Below are 14,685 nucleotides of genomic sequence, written 5' to 3'. Positions count from 1 at the left end.
CCGCGCTATCTTCTGAAAGCATGACCGTTTCGGACGACGCCCGAAAATTCTACGCCAAACTGATGGCCGCGCATGCGCGCTCCGCCGATCCCCGCATCGAGGAGGCGTTCGCCTCCGTGCCGCGCGAGGCCTTTCTCGGCCCTGGACCTTGGACAGTCTTTGCCGGCGACGGAGCGTTCAAAACCCCGACTGCCGATCCAAGCTACATCTACCAGAACGTGCTGGTGGTGCTCGATGCCGACAAGGGCATCAACAACGGCGAACCGATTCTGCACGCCATGTGGATCGGCAAGGTCGAACCGAAACCCGGCGAAGCCGTCACCCATATCGGCGCCGGTACCGGCTACTATACCGCGCTGCTGGCAAGGCTGGTCGAGCCCAGTGGCAGCGTCACCGCCTTCGAGATCGAAGCGGATCTCGCCGCGCAAGCCAAGGTGAACCTCGCGGCCTATGGCAATGTCGAGGTCGTTGCCGGCGACGCTGTCGCCGGCCCGCTACCGCCCTCCGACATCATCTATGTCAATGCTGCCGTCATTGCCCCGCCCCCTGCGTGGCTGAGGGCGCTCAGGCCCGGCGGCCGGCTGATCTTCCCCTGGCGGCCGGCGCAGCGTATCGGCCTCGCCGTGCTGGTCACCCGCATGCAGGCGGGGTTCGCCTGCCGGCCCTTCATGGGTTCCTGGTTCATCCCTTGCGTCGGCGCCTCCCTCGCCGGCCCGGAGGCAAGAGTGCCAACCCGCGAACGCGCCAGCCGCACGCGCTCGATCTGGCTGACCGAAGACAAGGCGCCCGATCGAACCGCCACCGCCGTGTTCGGCGATGTCTGGTTCTCGTCCCGCGCCATGCGCGCCGACAGCGAACGATAGAAATCTGCGGAAGCCTGTGTCGGAACGCAGGCTTGTCGCCCGTCCTTAGGACGAAATCCGGCCGCGACGGCGCGGATCACGAAAAGGGAGAAGACAGATGCGCAAGATCATCGCCGCCACATTCGTCAGCCTCGACGGCGTCATGCAGGCGCCAGGCGGCCCGGAAGAAGACCCGGTCGGCGGCTTTCAATTCGGCGGCTGGACCTTCCATTACTTTGACGAGGTGGCGGGCGAGGCAATGGACGAATTGTTCTCCAAGCCCTTCGCCCTGCTGCTCGGTCGCAGAACCTATGACATCTTCGCCGCGTACTGGCCGTATCAGAAAGATCCGATCGCAGATGCCTTCAACCCGGCGACCAAATATGTCGCGACGCATCGGCCGGATAGCCTGACCTGGCAGAACACGCAGCCGCTTGGACCAGACGTCGTTGCCAGGCTCAGGCAGCTCAAGCAGGAAGACGGACCCGATCTGCTCATCCAGGGTTCGGGCAATCTGATCCAGACCCTGCTCGCCAATGGGCTGATCGACGAGATCCGGTTGATGATCTTCCCGCTGTTGCTGGGCAAGGGAAAGCGCCTGTTCGGCGATGACGCGATGCCCGCCGCCTTCAAGCTCATCAAGTCGCAAACCACCAGCACGGGTGTCATTATGGCGACCTATGAACGTGGCGGCGACGTCAAGACCGGATCTTTTGCGACAGAGCAGCCTTCCGAAGCCGAGCTCGAACGGCGCAAGAACTGGAAGTAGCGCCAAGGTTCCTCGCCCCCAAAGCGGGGGCGAGGAACGAAAAGTGTCGCTCACGCTGCCCGGCGATGCCGCGCCAGACCCTCGCGGATATGAGTGGCGAATGCCTCTGCCGTCCGCGTCACTGCATGCTTCGGCAGGTGCAGGTTGACGGAAAAATTCGGCAGCGCCGGTAAGTCGGCGTCGGACAGGATGTCGAGGTCGGCCGGAACCGTCGAGGCGAGCCAGGTGGTCACCGCAAGGTCCGACCGTACCGTTGCGGTCGTTGCGTCGATGTTGCCGTTCTCGAACACGGTGCGCCAATCGAGCCCGTGCGTGCCGAGCGCCGCCAGCACCGCGGGACGGAAGGCGCAGCTATCCGCGACCATGGAGACCGGCAAAGGCAGCTTCAAGCGCGCCGAGCCGCCTCTGGCACCGACCCAGACCAGCCGGTCGACCAGTAGGCACTCGCCGGCCGTCGGACCGGCCCGCTCCTCGATGACGGCAAGGTCGATCGTCCCTGCCGCCAGCGCCGCCGCGAGTTCCGGCGAAGAGGCGCAGACCAGCGAAATCTCCACCTGCGGATAGGCTTCAGCGTAGGTTTTCAAAACAGGTTGCAGCAATGTGCCGACAAGATCGTAGGGCACGCCGATCCGCACCCCGCCGGCGACCGCCTTGCCGCTTATCTCCGCCAGGATCTCGTCATTGAGCCGCAAGAGACGCCGGCCCTTGTCGAGCAGCCGTTCGCCCGAACGCGTCAGTCTCAAGCCGCGGCGGTCGCGCTCGAACAACATCTGGCCAAGGATCTCCTCCAGCCGCTTGATCTGCTGGCTGACGGCGCCCTGGGTCAGATTGAGGGCGTTGGCCGCGGCCGTCATGCTGGCTTTGTCGGCCGTCGTCACGAAGGTGCGGACAAGTGTGGTGTCGAGATCGCGGAACATCGCTGCATTATAATCACTAATGCAGACCATATCCAACATTGCATTTACTGATAGCGCCCAGCGCCTAACATGCAGGCTCCTTCCACCGTGGAGGCTTTGGATGTCCGAAACCATCATCCCCCTTGTCCTGTTCGCGTTGATCTCGACCTCGACGCCCGGCATCGCCACGACGCTGTCGACGGCATCCGGGGCGCAGTTCGGCTTTCGCCGATCGGTGCCGCTGATGGCCGGCAGCGCCGCGGGACTGGCGTCAGTAGCGGCGGCGGGTGCTGCCGGCCTGGCCGGGCTGATCGCCGCCGTCCCCTCGCTCCAGCTTGCGATGAAGATCGCCGGCTCGCTCTATCTGATCTGGCTGGCGATCAGGATCGGCCGCAGCGGCCCGCCCAAGCTCGACGTGAGCATGGCTAGGCCGAACAGCTTCTTCGGCGGCGCCGGGATTCAGTGGATGAATCCCAAGGGTTGGGCAATGGGCCTGGGTGCGGCCGCTTCCTTCGCGGCGCTTGCCGACGGCCCCTTGCAGTTGGCATTGCTGCTCGGCGCCGTGTTCGGCCTTGCCGCGGCCGTCTCGCTGTCGCTCTGGTGCGTAGCCGGCACGCTGCTGGCACGTTTGCTCCGAACCGAGCGGCAATGGCGCGCGCTCAACATCGTGCTTGGCCTGCTGCTGGCCGCCTCCATCCTGCAGATGTGGCGGCCAGCCTGAGACCGGCAAGTCCTTCAGGTTTGCGAAGTCTATTCCGCCGGCATGGCGACCGGGCGGGCGAGCGCGCGACCCGCGAGCACCACACCCAACCCGACGATCGGGAATACAGCCGCGACCAGACCGAGATCGGCCGGCGCGCCGAAGCGCAGCACCGCACCGCCGACCACCGCGCCAAGGGCGACCCCGAAATAGAGCGCCGAGGCGTTGAGCGAGAGCACGATCGGGGCGGCATCGGGCGCTATTTTGATGATCCGGCTCGCCTGCGCCGGCGGGAAGGCCCAGCCGACGATGCCCCACGGCACCATCATGCCCATCAGCGCCGGCCCGGCGATCGAATGCGGCAGGAAGGTCGGGATCAGCGACAAGGTGACGAGCATCGCCGCGCTCAGCCCCAGCGACCAGCAAACCGTGCGCGCCGCGCCGAAACGGTCCGCCGCCTGGCCGCCGGCGATGTTGCCGATGACGGCGCCAACGCCGAAGGCAAGCAGCATGCCGGGAAGCGCCAGCGGGCTGAGGCCGCCGCCCTCGATCGCCAGAGGCGCGATGAAGGCAAAGACGGTGAAGGCGCCGACCAGCGCCAGCGTGGTCGTGACCAGGATCGGCAACACGCCGGGACGGACCGCCGCCGCCAGCCGCGCCTTGAGCGGCAACCTGGTGCCGACAATGCCGCGCGGCAGCCGCCACCACAGGATCGCGCCGGCAAGCGCGCCGAGGCCGGCAATGGCAAAGAAGGTGCCGCGCCAGCCGGCAATCGCCGCCACCAGCGCGCCGAGCGGTGCGCCGACCGCGACCGCCACCGTGGTGCCGCCGACCACGACCGCGATGGCGCGGGCCCTGTGATGGTCGTCGACCAGCGCCACGGCGGTGCCTTGCGCAGTTGCCGCGAACAGGCCGGACGACAGCGCCATGACGATGCGTGCGATGAGCAGCAATTCGAAGGACGAGCTTAGCGCCGCGACGATATTGCCGATGACGAAGAACACCAGCGTCCACAGGATGACGCGCCGCCGGTCCCACTCGCCGGTCAGCGTCGCCAGGATCGGCGCGCCGATCGCATAGGCGAGCGCGAAGGCGGTGATCAGCGAGCCGGCGAGCGGAACGGAGATGCCGGCATCCGCGGCGATATCGGGAAGAAGGCTGGAGATGACGAAGCCTTCGGTCGAGATCGCAAACGATCCGAGCGCAAGCCAGAAGATCCGCTTGTCCATGGGATATGTCCTTTGTTCAAAAGTTATTGAACAATTGGACATGAAGGGGCATGATGTCAACGGAACTTGGGCAAATTAGCGGAACCCTGCTGACAGCTCTGTGTCAGGACGGCGTAGAAACCGGGAAGCTGCGCAACCAAGCAAGAAGCGGAGACGCGTTGAAGTTGGTGCCGTTTGCGCTTAATTCTCAACCATGACCTTGCCTCATCCGACCGCCGATCAGATCAGCCTGCCGATCGTGCTTGCCGTGCTCGGCGACCCGACCCGGCTGGCAATCGTGCGCTTTCTCGCCAGCAAGGAAGGCGTGCCGATGAACTGCGGCAAGTTCCTCGACCTCGCCTCCAAGACCAATCTCAGCTACCACCTCGCCAAGCTGCGCGAGGCTGGCGTGACGCGCACCGAAGCGGTCGGCACCAGCCGGCTGATCACCCTGCGCCGCGACGACCTCGACAGGCGCTTCCCCGGCCTGCTCGACAGCGTGATCGCGGCCGCCGGCGAGGACAAGGCGCTTCCAGCGGTCGGCACCGCCGATGCGGAGATCGACGCCTGATGCGCATTGCCGTTCTGGCCGATATCCATGGCAACGTGCTGGCCCTCCAGCCTGCCGGATCGCGTTGTGCGGCAATAGCCATCGCAGCGAGCTCATCCGCATTCCCGCCGGCGCATGTCTCTGAGCAGGACAGCCGGCATGCGCGCTACGGCATCGTCGAGATGGATGCCTCCCGGCCGCTCCGAGGCGATCGCCATCGCCTACGACCATGAAGCTGCCGCAAAGCAGGCCGAACAAGCGGACGACTGGAATGGGCGCACGCGCCGCGGACCGGATTTATAAAGATTGAGCGAAGCTCATATCCATGATTGAGCGAAGCTCATAATCTGATTGAGCGGAAACGCCAGGATTGCAGTGCATTAAGGATGAAGCGTAAAGTCACGCTCCGATCGACATTGCTGATCGCCGCTCCTTTGCTGCTGGCCGCCGTGCCGGCTTTGGCCCAGGACGCGCCAGCCACGATCATTTCAATCATCGGCGGCCTTGCGCCGGACGATCTCCTCAACATCCGCGCCACCGCTTCACCAGATGGAAAGGTCGCGGCGCGCCTGCCCAACGGCGCAGCCGTGAAGAATTACGGCTGCAAGACCGTCAATAACTATCCCTGGTGCAAGGTCGAGGACACGCAGGACGCGCATATCGTCGGATGGGCGCCGGCCCGCTATCTCAGCCCCAACAACCCGGCCCCGGCGCCCGAGGATGCAGCCGTGCCGGCAACTGACGCCGGCCCGCCACAGGAAGCGAACGCGCCCGAGCCCTCTGAAGAACCGCAGCCGGACATCGCCGCGCGCCTGGGTCGCAGCGAGCCGGCCGATCCGCCATCCGCGGCCGATATCAGCGCCGTCGCCATGCAGGATGCCTACGCCCTCGCCTTCGCCGCCTCGGTGATCACGGAGTCCGACACCCCTGCCCCAGACGCCGCCGACGGCATCCCCTGCGCGCGCCGGATCGGCCAGCCGATGACCCGCTGCCTGATCAGCGTCGCACATGAGGCCGGCGACAGCGTCGTGACCGTGACCTGGCCGGACGGCGGCACGCGCATCATCCACTTCCATGACGGCAAGCCGGCCGGCTCGGACTCCTCCGACGAATTCCGCTTCACCCGCGAAGGCAGCCTGAACATGATCCGCATCGGCGTTTCGGAGCGCTTTGAGATCACGGATCAGCTGGCCCTGGGGAAGCGATAGGCTGAAGACGCCGGCGGGACAGCGCCCCCCTCTGTCCTGCCGGACATCTCCCCACTTGGGCCCACTTGGGGGGAGATCGGCTGTTTTGGCGCCTCGCTTTTTCTTCACCGTCGAAAATTGGCGAAAGCAGTCGTGACGTCCAATCTCCCCCCTCGTGGGGGAGATGCCCGGCAGGGCAGAGGGGGGCGCGAAGGAATGAGACGCCTGGTTTGTTCCGTCACGCCAACCCGCAAACCCTCATTTTCGGGGTTACATCCGCCAAAACTCTTCCCTATAAGGCCCTCCTAGCCTGATACCAGAATCGCAAGCACAACCGGCCGGGTCCTCCCCGCCCGGTTTTTCGTGCAAGCCGCTCGCCGAACGGAATCCATAGACCATGCCAAGACGCACCGACATCAAGTCGATCCTGATCATCGGGGCCGGCCCCATCGTCATCGGCCAGGCATGCGAGTTCGACTATTCCGGCACCCAGGCCTGCAAGGCGCTGAAGGAAGAGGGTTTCCGCGTCATCCTGGTCAACTCCAACCCGGCCACGATCATGACCGATCCGGAGCTGGCAGACGCCACCTATATCGAACCGATCACGCCGGAAGTGGTGGCGAAGATCATCGCCAAGGAGCGCCCCGACGCGCTGCTGCCCACCATGGGCGGCCAGACGGCGCTCAACACCGCGCTGTCGCTGCGCCGCATGGGCGTGCTCGACCGCTACAATGTCGAGATGATCGGCGCCGATGCGCATGCCATCGACAAGGCCGAGGACCGCGCGCTGTTCCGCCAGGCGATGAGCAAGATCGGGCTGGAGACGCCGCGCTCGATGCTGGCCAACGCCACAGAAGTCAAGGACGCCGACCGCAAGATCCACGAGGCCGAGCGCGCCGCGCTCAAAGCCGAGAACCCCGAAAACCTCGATGCCGCGCTCGATGCTTTGGAGACGCGCTGGAATCTCGGCGAAGGCGACCGCAAGCAGCGCTATATCAGCCACGCCATGGCGATCGCGGCGCAAGCGCTCGACCATGTCGGCCTGCCGGCGATTATCCGCCCCTCCTTCACCATGGGCGGCACCGGCGGCGGCATCGCCTACAACCGCGCCGAATTCTACGACATCGTTCAGTCCGGCCTCGACGCCTCGCCCACCACGGAGGTGCTGATCGAGGAGAGCGTGCTCGGCTGGAAGGAGTATGAGATGGAAGTGGTCCGCGACAAGGCGGACAACTGCATCATCATCTGCTCGATCGAGAACCTCGACCCGATGGGCGTGCACACCGGCGATTCCATCACCGTCGCGCCGGCCCTGACCCTGACCGACAAAGAGTATCAGATGATGCGCAACGCCTCGATCGCGGTGCTGCGCGAGATCGGCGTCGAGACGGGCGGCTCCAACGTCCAGTTCGCCGTCAATCCGGCCGACGGCCGCCTCGTGGTCATCGAGATGAACCCGCGCGTCTCGCGCTCGTCCGCGCTCGCCTCGAAGGCGACCGGCTTCCCGATTGCCAAGGTCGCGGCAAAGCTTGCCGTCGGCTACACGCTGGACGAGCTGGAGAACGACATCACCGGCGGCGCGACGCCGGCCTCGTTCGAGCCCTCGATCGACTATGTGGTGACCAAGATCCCGCGCTTCGCCTTCGAGAAATTCCCGGGCGCCGAGCCGGTGCTGACCACCGCCATGAAGTCGGTGGGCGAGGTGATGGCCATCGGCCGCAGCTTCCAGGAATCGCTGCAGAAGGCGCTGCGCGGACTGGAAACCGGCCTCACCGGCCTCGACGAGATCGAGATCCCCGGCCTTGGCTCGGCAGACCACGTCGACGACCGCAACGCCATCCGCGCCGCGCTCGGCACGCCGACCCCCGATCGGCTGCGCATGGTGGCGCAGGCGATCCGCATGGGCACCTCGCTCGAAGACGTGCACGCCATGTGCAAGATCGACCCGTGGTTCCTCGAGCAGATCGCCGGCATCATCGCCATGGAAGAGCGCATCCGCGAGCACGGCCTGCCGCAGGACGCGGCGAACCTGCGCATGCTGAAGGCGATGGGCTTTTCCGACGCACGCCTGGCGTCGCTGACCAGGACCGACGCGGAAGTGATTCAAAAGACCAGGCAAAAACTCGGCGTTCACCCGGTCTATAAGCGCATCGACACCTGCGCCGCCGAGTTCGCCTCGCCGACCGCCTATATGTATTCGACCTATGAGACGCCCTTCGCCGGCGAGCTCGCCAACGAGGCGCGCGTCTCGTCGCGCAAGAAGGTCGTCATCCTCGGCGGCGGCCCGAACCGCATCGGCCAGGGCATCGAGTTCGACTATTGCTGCTGCCATGCCGCCTTTGCGCTGCGCGACGCCGGCTTCGAGGCGATCATGGTCAACTGCAACCCGGAGACCGTGTCGACCGACTACGACACGTCCGACCGGCTCTATTTCGATCCGCTGACGCCGGAGGACGTGCTGGAGATCCTGCGCGCCGAGCAGGCCTCCGGGGAACTGGTCGGCGTCATCGTCCAATTCGGCGGCCAGACACCGCTGAAGCTGGCCGACGCGCTGGAGAAGGCCGGCATCCCGATCCTCGGCACTTCGCCCGACATGATCGATCTTGCCGAAGACCGCGACCGCTTTCAGAAGCTGTTGCACAAGCTCGGGCTCACCCAGCCGAAGAACGGCATTGCCTATTCGGTCGAGCAGGCGCGCCTCGTCGCTGCCGAGCTCGGCTTTCCGCTGGTGGTGCGCCCGTCCTATGTGCTCGGCGGCCGCGCCATGCAGATCATCTACAACGAAGGCATGCTGCAGACCTATCTGCTCGACACCGTGCCCGGCCTGGTGCCGGAGGACATCAAGCAGAAATACCCGGCCGACAAGACCGGCCAGATCAACACGCTGCTCGGCAAGAACCCGCTTTTGTTCGACACTTATCTCACCGGCGCCACCGAGGTCGATGTCGACTGCCTCTGCGACGGCAAGGAGACCTTCGTCTCCGGCATCCTGGAGCACATCGAGGAGGCCGGCATCCATTCGGGCGACAGCGCCTGCTCGCTGCCGGTATATTCGCTGCAGCCGGAGCTCGTCGACGAGCTGGAACGCCAGACCGCCGCACTTGCCCGGGCGCTCAATGTCGGCGGCCTGATGAACGTGCAATACGCCATCAAGGACGGCACGGTCTATGTGCTTGAGGTGAATCCCCGCGCCTCGCGCACCGTGCCCTTCGTCGCCAAGACCATCGGCCGTCCCATTACGAAAATCGCCGCCCGCATCATGGCCGGCGAGACGCTGGAAAACGCCTTCGCGAATTACGGCGCCATGCCTGACGCGCGCAATCCCGGCCATATCGCGGTCAAGGAAGCCGTCTTCCCCTTCGCCCGCTTCCCCGGCGTCGACATATTGCTCGGGCCGGAAATGCGCTCGACCGGCGAGGTGATGGGCCTCGACCGCGACTTTGCGCTGGCCTTCGCCAAGAGCCAGCTAGGGGCGGGTGTTGATCTCCCCCGCGCGGGCACGCTGTTCGTCTCGGTGCGCGACGAAGACAAGAAGGGGATTCTGCCCGCCGTAAAACGCCTCGCCGAGCAGGGCTTCAAGGTGCTTGCCACTTCCGGCACCGCCCGCTTCCTCGCCGAGAACGGCGTGACGGCGGAAAAGATCAACAAGGTACTCGAAGGCCGCCCCCACATCGAGGACGCCATCCGCAATCGCCAGGTCCAGATCGTCTTCAACACCACCGACGGCCAGAAAGCCGTGTCGGACTCGAAGTCGCTCCGCCGCGCGACGCTGATGCAGAAGGTGCCGTATTACACCACGCTGTCGGGTGCTGCGGCCGTGGCCGAAGCAATCGCGGCGCTGCGGGCGGGAAACCTCGAGGTTCGGCCGTTGCAGGAGTATTTTGGGTAAGGCTATTGGCGCTACGAAGCGCACCAGCCACGGTGCAATCTCTGTCTAATGAACCGTCTTGCCAATCTTCGGCGGCAGGCGACAAGGCAACGCTCATTCGGGCGGCCCATTCCAGCGATTGGCTGACTATTAATGAACCGTTGCCGCAACCGCTGGCCTATCGACTGAGCGCCCGTTTCGCCTGCTTAGGATTGCGCCGTAGAGCGCGACTTCGTGCCCTTTCATCTCAGGGCATTGGTACCGGCACCGATTAGCAACTTCGGAACTCTGCTTCCCCGCATTCTGCTCGTAGACTAAAAATCTGCGATGGATGAGATGTCCGCAGACGAAATCGACCTGCGCTGCCCGCAGACAGTCGCCGAAAACGCCGCCAAGGGGCTGCGCCTGCGCAAGCAGTTCGGCCGCGGCGGCACCGAGATCGGCATCGCGAGGGCGACGGAGCTGAAGAACCGTAAGAACCTTTCACCCTCGACCATCCGCCGCATTGTCAGCTATTTCGCCCGCCATGAGGTCGACAAGCGCGGCAAGAACTACGGCAACGAGGAAAATCCCTCTGCCGGCTACATCGCCTGGCTGCTGTGGGGCGGCGACGAAGGCCGCGCCTGGGCGCTGGAGATGAAGAAGAAAGTCGGCAACGCGCCGGACATCTGAGCAGCAGCCGGCTCTTCGTGGAACTGCTTCACAAAAACCCTATGAACCGCCCGGCGAAAAGCACGCAGGTCCACAGGCCGAGCGAAATCACGGCCAGGACGGCCGCGATGCCCCCGGCCGACTCGGCCACCCCGCTCGTGCGGGTCAAGCGCGTGAAGGCGAGGAAATTGGCCCCCGCCAGCAGGATCAGTGTTATCTTGGCAACGAAGATCGGCATCGCCGCATAGGTGCCCGCCTTTACCGAAAACAGCAGCGCCCCGGTGATGATCGCGCCGCCAAACGCCCCAAGGGCTACGCGGCGCAGCAGCGCGACGAACGGCGCGTGGGGCAGCGAGCGGAAGGCGCCAAGGACGCTGAAATCCATGAGGCCGACGCTGGTGAGCAGCGCGCCGACCGCCATGATGTGCAGCGCATTCACGATCGGATAGGCGACGAAGGAGGCTTTCAGCCCGCGCACCAAGGCAAGCTGCTCGATGCCGGCCAGAAACTCCGCCATCTAGGCCGGCGGCAGTCGGTCGGGATAGACGTCGTAGCGCTTGCCGCCGACGATGATGCGCACCGCCTTCATGCGCTTTTCCGCCTCCTCGCGCGAGCGATGGCCGATCGCGGTCACCGCGTCGCCGACCTTGGCGACCTCCTCGGTGAAGCCGGCGGCGATGGTGCGGGCCGGCGGCGCCATCTCCACCCGCCACACCTCCCCCTTCGCATCGACGTCCAGCGTCGCATGCGGATTGCCGATATAGATCGCCGCGATCTTGCCCTTGAGCTCGAAGAAGTCGTCCTGCGTCCACGACCAGCCGTGATGGGCATAGGCGGCAGTGCCGGCAGCAAACATCAACGCCGCCGTCAGCACGACGCCCTGCATATCGTTCAACGGTGACTTCATCGCCCGTCTCCTCCACTCCTCCTGCCAGGTCGAAAGTAGGCTACGGCCCGGCCAGGTCAAATCACATCGGAGCTTCGGCCCGGCATGGCACGAATTTCGGGTCCGCGGCGTCCACACCACGATCAGGCCTTGCTACAGGCCTTCATGCTCCCCATTTTCGCTTCTCCAGGCCGCTCTTCGCATGCATCGGAGGCGGTCGAACTCACGTCCGAGCGAGGCAAACCATGAGCAGCATGAGGGACCGTCAGGAAGGCTTCGAAAAGAAATTCGCAATGGACGAGGAGACGAAGTTCAAGGCCGTGGCGCGCCGGAACAAGCTGCTCGGCCTGTGGGCCGCCGAAAAGCTCGGCAAATCCGGCGTGGATGCCGACGCCTATGCGAAAGAGGTGGTGCGCGCGGATTTCGAGGAAGCGGGCGACAACGACGTGTTCCGCAAGGTCCGTGCCGACTTCGACGCGGCGGGCGTCGCCCAGTCGGATGCCCAGATTCGCCAGGCCATGGACGAGTTGCTGGCAACGGCGGTCGAGCAGATCAAGGCGAGCTGAGGATCCGCTCGGGGGCAGAAACCACCCTCACCCGTGATACGCCACCGCCAGTTCCTTCACATGCTTCTCGTGCATTTTCAGCACCGGCAGAGTCTTCTTGGCGAACTCCTTCAGCGCCGGGTCGTCGCCGGAGTTGGCATAGGTGCTGAACAGCGCGACCGCGTCCCTGTGCGCATCCATCTGCATCTTGATATACTTCCGGTCGAACTCTGTGCCGCTCGCCTGCTTCAGCTCGCCTAGCATCTGCTGTTCCTTAGGCCCCAGAGCGGGGCCGGCAGGCTTGATAGAAGCCGTCGTCTGGCCCTGGCTCATCGCCGCCTTGAAATCCTCCCCGGCCTTGATGTGGTCCCTGACCATCTCGTCGGCAAAAGCCTTGACTTCGTCCGACTGCGACTTCTCCTCGGCCAGCCTGCTCGCCTGGATTTCGAACTCGTTGGCATTGGGTACGGTGGTGACGAAAGTCTGCGTGTCGACCTTGTTGTCTGTCGCCATTGGCGCGACATCGTTGCTGTCGCTCGACTGAGCAAGGGTGGCCGGCGCGCCGGCAAGGAGCGCCATGGCGGCCGCGGTCAGAAGCGTTTTCATCTGGAATCTCCGATCAGCCCCTTGCACTTCCAACGCGAAATGGCGCTGCCGGTTGCGTTGAGGGCGTGAAGGAGGCCGTGTTGAGTCAGGGTCAGGCCGAGCCGAGGATGGTCGTACCGAGAATACCGGAGCGTGCTTGAAGTACGTGAACACCGAAGCGCAGGACACCGCCATTCGCAGCCCGGCATCACCTGAACATCAGCACGGCCTATCCCTTCACGCCGCCGGCGGTTAGGCCGGAAACGATCTTGCGTTGGAAGATCAGCACCAGCACCACCAGCGGCACCGTGACGATCACCGAAGCGGCCATGATGTTGCCCCAGGGGATCTCGAACTGCGAGTTGCCGGAAAGCAGCGCGATCGCCACCGGCACCGTGCGCTGCGCGTTGTTGGAGGTGAAGGTCAGCGCAAACAGGAACTCGTTCCATGCGCCGATGAAGGCGAGCAGCCCTGTCGTCGCCAATGCCGGCCACATCAGCGGCAGGAAGACGCGAGTGACGATGATCCATGGCGTCGCGCCGTCGAGGATCGCCGCTTCCTCGATTTCGACCGGCAGGTCGCGCACGAAGGCGGTGAGCACCCAGACGGTGAACGGCAGCGTGAAGATCATGTAGGAGAAGATCAGTGCGATGAGCGAATTGTAGAGGCCGAAGGCCCGGATGATCTCGAACAGGCCGGCCAGCACCGCGACCTGCGGAAACATCGACACCGACAATATGGCAAGCATCAGCGCCGAACGGCCGCGGAACCGGACGCGTGCCAGCGCGTAGGCGGATGTCACGCCGAGCAGCAGCGAGATGAGCACGACGGCGCCCGAGACGACCAAGGAATTCAAGAGATTGCGCAGGAAAGGACCTTCGACCAGCACGTTCCTGTAGTTGGCGAGGCTTAACGCCTGCGGCCAAAGGCTCGCCTCGAACAACTCGGTGCCGGATTTCAGGCTGGTGACGACGGCGTAATAGAGCGGAAACACCGCGACGAAGACGATTGCCCCCACCAGGAGGAAGAAGCCTAAACGCTTCAACATCGCCATCTCAGCGGCCTCCTTCCAGCTCTATCCGGCCGATGCGGATGTAGGAAATGGTGAGCAGCGCGACGATCAGGAAAAGCAGCGTCGAGGCGGCCGAGCCATAGGCGAACTTGTCGAACTCGAACAGGTTCTCGCGCACGAACACCGACATCGATTTGGTGTGCACATTGTTGGGCGTCAGCACGTAGATCAGGTCGAAGATGCGTAGCGCGTCGAGCGCGCGGAAGATCACCGCAACCATGACCGCCGGGCGGATGAGCGGCAAGGTCACCTTCCAGAAGATCTGCCACGGATTGGCGCCGTCGAGCCTGGCGACCTCGACAACATCGCGCGGCAGCATCTGCAGCGCGGCGAGGAAAAGCAGCGCCATGAACGGCGTCGTCTTCCAGATGTCGACGATCAGCACCGCGATCATCGCCGTGTCGGCGCTCGCGGTCCAGGCGATTTTCGCGTCGATCAGGCCGAGATTGAGCAGCACCGCATTGATGATGCCGAACTGGTCGTTGAGCATCCACTGCCACATCTTGGCCGAGACGATGGTCGGGATCGCCCATGGAATGAGGATCGCCGCCCTGACGAAGCCGCGGCCTCTGAAATCGGCGTTGAGAACGAGCGCCACGATCATGCCGAGGACCGTTTCGCAGCTCACCGACACCACGGCGAAGAGCAGCGTGTTCCACACGGCGCGCCACCAGACCGGATCGGCGAGTAGCCCGTCATAGAGCACGCGGCCGCTCGGCATGCTGAGCATCGAGAAATAATTGTCGAAGCCGACCCATTGGCGGGCGTCGAGATCGGCCAATGAGGCGTCGGTGAAGCTGTAGTAGAAGGTGCGCAGGAGCGGCCAGCCGGCGACGGCGGCAAGGACCAGAAGCATCGGCGCCAGAAACAGCCAGGCCGAGCGCACGCGTTGCCGCATCAGGCGCGAGCGGCTCACAGGCATCGCC

At 64.7% G+C, this 14,685-nt stretch carries 16 protein-coding genes; 9 read left to right on the top strand and 7 right to left on the bottom strand.

Translation table 11 applies throughout. The features are described 5' to 3' along the window. Positions 1-20 precede the first annotated feature (20 nt). On the top strand, positions 21-863 hold the full coding sequence (locus P9217_RS16265) for a protein-L-isoaspartate O-methyltransferase (protein ID WP_278087265.1): 843 nt from the start codon (positions 21-23) through the stop codon (positions 861-863). A gap of 97 nt (positions 864-960) precedes the next feature. Then, entirely contained in the window at positions 961-1,611 is a 651-nt protein-coding gene (locus tag P9217_RS16260) for a dihydrofolate reductase family protein (RefSeq protein ID WP_095779708.1), read from the top strand. Between the two features lie 50 nt (positions 1,612-1,661). Here the strand turns inward: P9217_RS16260 and P9217_RS16255 are convergent, their stop codons facing one another. Continuing rightward, positions 1,662-2,528, bottom strand: coding sequence for a LysR substrate-binding domain-containing protein (locus P9217_RS16255; RefSeq protein WP_082953961.1), 867 nt, complete (start codon positions 2,526-2,528; stop codon positions 1,662-1,664). A gap of 100 nt (positions 2,529-2,628) precedes the next feature. On the opposite strand from P9217_RS16255, the gene P9217_RS16250 reads away from it, so the two are divergent. Next, positions 2,629-3,228: a LysE family translocator gene (locus P9217_RS16250; protein ID WP_066994945.1), complete on the top strand. Its 600-nt coding sequence runs from the start codon at positions 2,629-2,631 to the stop codon at positions 3,226-3,228. Positions 3,229-3,257: 29 nt separating this feature from the next. Here P9217_RS16250 and P9217_RS16245 read toward each other — a convergent pair whose 3' ends face one another. Beyond that, a complete protein-coding gene (locus tag P9217_RS16245; RefSeq protein WP_067326740.1) occupies positions 3,258-4,436 on the bottom strand; it encodes an MFS transporter in 1,179 nt (392 codons plus the stop codon). A 193-nt stretch (positions 4,437-4,629) separates the two neighbouring features. On the opposite strand from P9217_RS16245, the gene P9217_RS16240 reads away from it, so the two are divergent. From P9217_RS16240 to P9217_RS16220, 5 genes are all read left to right on the top strand, one after another. Then, the gene (locus P9217_RS16240; protein ID WP_067326737.1) at positions 4,630-4,986 is read left to right on the top strand and encodes a helix-turn-helix transcriptional regulator; all 357 of its coding nucleotides are present in this window, start codon (positions 4,630-4,632) and stop codon (positions 4,984-4,986) included. Then, positions 4,986-5,198 (top strand): hypothetical protein, encoded by a 213-nt coding sequence (locus P9217_RS16235; RefSeq protein WP_245307585.1) that lies wholly within the window; start codon positions 4,986-4,988, stop codon positions 5,196-5,198. The genes P9217_RS16240 and P9217_RS16235 overlap by 1 nt, the downstream gene beginning before the upstream one ends. A gap of 183 nt (positions 5,199-5,381) precedes the next feature. After that, on the top strand, positions 5,382-6,173 hold the full coding sequence (locus tag P9217_RS16230; RefSeq protein WP_336618900.1) for an SH3 domain-containing protein: 792 nt from the start codon (positions 5,382-5,384) through the stop codon (positions 6,171-6,173). Between the two features lie 376 nt (positions 6,174-6,549). Further along, positions 6,550-10,041 carry a carbamoyl-phosphate synthase large subunit gene (gene carB, locus P9217_RS16225; RefSeq protein ID WP_278087262.1) on the top strand — a complete coding sequence of 1,164 codons (3,492 nt, stop codon included), beginning with the start codon at positions 6,550-6,552 and terminating at the stop codon, positions 10,039-10,041. Between the two features lie 315 nt (positions 10,042-10,356). Continuing rightward, positions 10,357-10,692 (top strand): hypothetical protein, encoded by a 336-nt coding sequence (locus P9217_RS16220; RefSeq protein ID WP_082953985.1) that lies wholly within the window; start codon positions 10,357-10,359, stop codon positions 10,690-10,692. A 28-nt stretch (positions 10,693-10,720) separates the two neighbouring features. Here P9217_RS16220 and P9217_RS16215 read toward each other — a convergent pair whose 3' ends face one another. Further along, a complete protein-coding gene (locus P9217_RS16215; RefSeq protein ID WP_067326725.1) occupies positions 10,721-11,188 on the bottom strand; it encodes a hypothetical protein in 468 nt (155 codons plus the stop codon). Next, positions 11,189-11,578, bottom strand: coding sequence for a DUF6152 family protein (locus P9217_RS16210; RefSeq protein WP_278087261.1), 390 nt, complete (start codon positions 11,576-11,578; stop codon positions 11,189-11,191). A gap of 224 nt (positions 11,579-11,802) precedes the next feature. Here P9217_RS16210 and P9217_RS16205 point away from each other — a divergent pair, with 224 nt between their 5' ends. Continuing rightward, positions 11,803-12,123 (top strand): DUF1476 domain-containing protein, encoded by a 321-nt coding sequence (locus P9217_RS16205; protein WP_067326717.1) that lies wholly within the window; start codon positions 11,803-11,805, stop codon positions 12,121-12,123. A gap of 27 nt (positions 12,124-12,150) precedes the next feature. Here P9217_RS16205 and P9217_RS16200 read toward each other — a convergent pair whose 3' ends face one another. From P9217_RS16200 to P9217_RS16190, 3 genes are all read right to left on the bottom strand, one after another. After that, the gene (locus tag P9217_RS16200; protein WP_067326713.1) at positions 12,151-12,708 is read right to left on the bottom strand and encodes a DUF4142 domain-containing protein; all 558 of its coding nucleotides are present in this window, start codon (positions 12,706-12,708) and stop codon (positions 12,151-12,153) included. 208 nt (positions 12,709-12,916) lie between these two features. Further along, positions 12,917-13,741, bottom strand: a complete 825-nt coding sequence (locus P9217_RS16195; protein ID WP_095823228.1) for a carbohydrate ABC transporter permease — start codon at positions 13,739-13,741, stop codon at positions 12,917-12,919. 1 nt (position 13,742) lies between these two features. Beyond that, a complete protein-coding gene (locus tag P9217_RS16190) occupies positions 13,743-14,681 on the bottom strand; it encodes a sugar ABC transporter permease (RefSeq protein ID WP_278087260.1) in 939 nt (312 codons plus the stop codon). Positions 14,682-14,685: the final 4 nt, after the last annotated feature.

The organism is Mesorhizobium sp. WSM4989 (assembly GCF_029625795.1).
Classification (GTDB): domain Bacteria; phylum Pseudomonadota; class Alphaproteobacteria; order Rhizobiales; family Rhizobiaceae; genus Mesorhizobium.
The sequence above is the reverse complement of the archived record's forward strand: the minus strand, read 5'-3'. Positions and strand labels throughout refer to the sequence as shown.

Excerpts from the sequence above, each read along its gene's own strand:
- P9217_RS16265 (WP_278087265.1), top strand. The coding sequence starts at position 21 with ATGACCGTTTCGGACGACGCCCGAAAATTCTACGCCAAACTGATGGCC.
- P9217_RS16260 (WP_095779708.1), top strand. The coding sequence starts at position 961 with ATGCGCAAGATCATCGCCGCCACATTCGTCAGCCTCGACGGCGTCATG.
- P9217_RS16255 (WP_082953961.1), bottom strand. The coding sequence starts at position 2,528 with ATGTTCCGCGATCTCGACACCACACTTGTCCGCACCTTCGTGACGACG.
- P9217_RS16250 (WP_066994945.1), top strand. The coding sequence starts at position 2,629 with ATGTCCGAAACCATCATCCCCCTTGTCCTGTTCGCGTTGATCTCGACC.
- P9217_RS16245 (WP_067326740.1), bottom strand. The coding sequence starts at position 4,436 with ATGGACAAGCGGATCTTCTGGCTTGCGCTCGGATCGTTTGCGATCTCG.
- P9217_RS16240 (WP_067326737.1), top strand. The coding sequence starts at position 4,630 with ATGACCTTGCCTCATCCGACCGCCGATCAGATCAGCCTGCCGATCGTG.
- P9217_RS16235 (WP_245307585.1), top strand. The coding sequence starts at position 4,986 with ATGCGCATTGCCGTTCTGGCCGATATCCATGGCAACGTGCTGGCCCTC.
- carB (WP_278087262.1), top strand. The coding sequence starts at position 6,550 with ATGCCAAGACGCACCGACATCAAGTCGATCCTGATCATCGGGGCCGGC.
- P9217_RS16220 (WP_082953985.1), top strand. The coding sequence starts at position 10,357 with ATGTCCGCAGACGAAATCGACCTGCGCTGCCCGCAGACAGTCGCCGAA.
- P9217_RS16215 (WP_067326725.1), bottom strand. The coding sequence starts at position 11,188 with ATGGCGGAGTTTCTGGCCGGCATCGAGCAGCTTGCCTTGGTGCGCGGG.
- P9217_RS16210 (WP_278087261.1), bottom strand. The coding sequence starts at position 11,578 with ATGAAGTCACCGTTGAACGATATGCAGGGCGTCGTGCTGACGGCGGCG.
- P9217_RS16205 (WP_067326717.1), top strand. The coding sequence starts at position 11,803 with ATGAGCAGCATGAGGGACCGTCAGGAAGGCTTCGAAAAGAAATTCGCA.
- P9217_RS16200 (WP_067326713.1), bottom strand. The coding sequence starts at position 12,708 with ATGAAAACGCTTCTGACCGCGGCCGCCATGGCGCTCCTTGCCGGCGCG.
- P9217_RS16195 (WP_095823228.1), bottom strand. The coding sequence starts at position 13,741 with ATGGCGATGTTGAAGCGTTTAGGCTTCTTCCTCCTGGTGGGGGCAATC.
- P9217_RS16190 (WP_278087260.1), bottom strand. The coding sequence starts at position 14,681 with ATGCCTGTGAGCCGCTCGCGCCTGATGCGGCAACGCGTGCGCTCGGCC.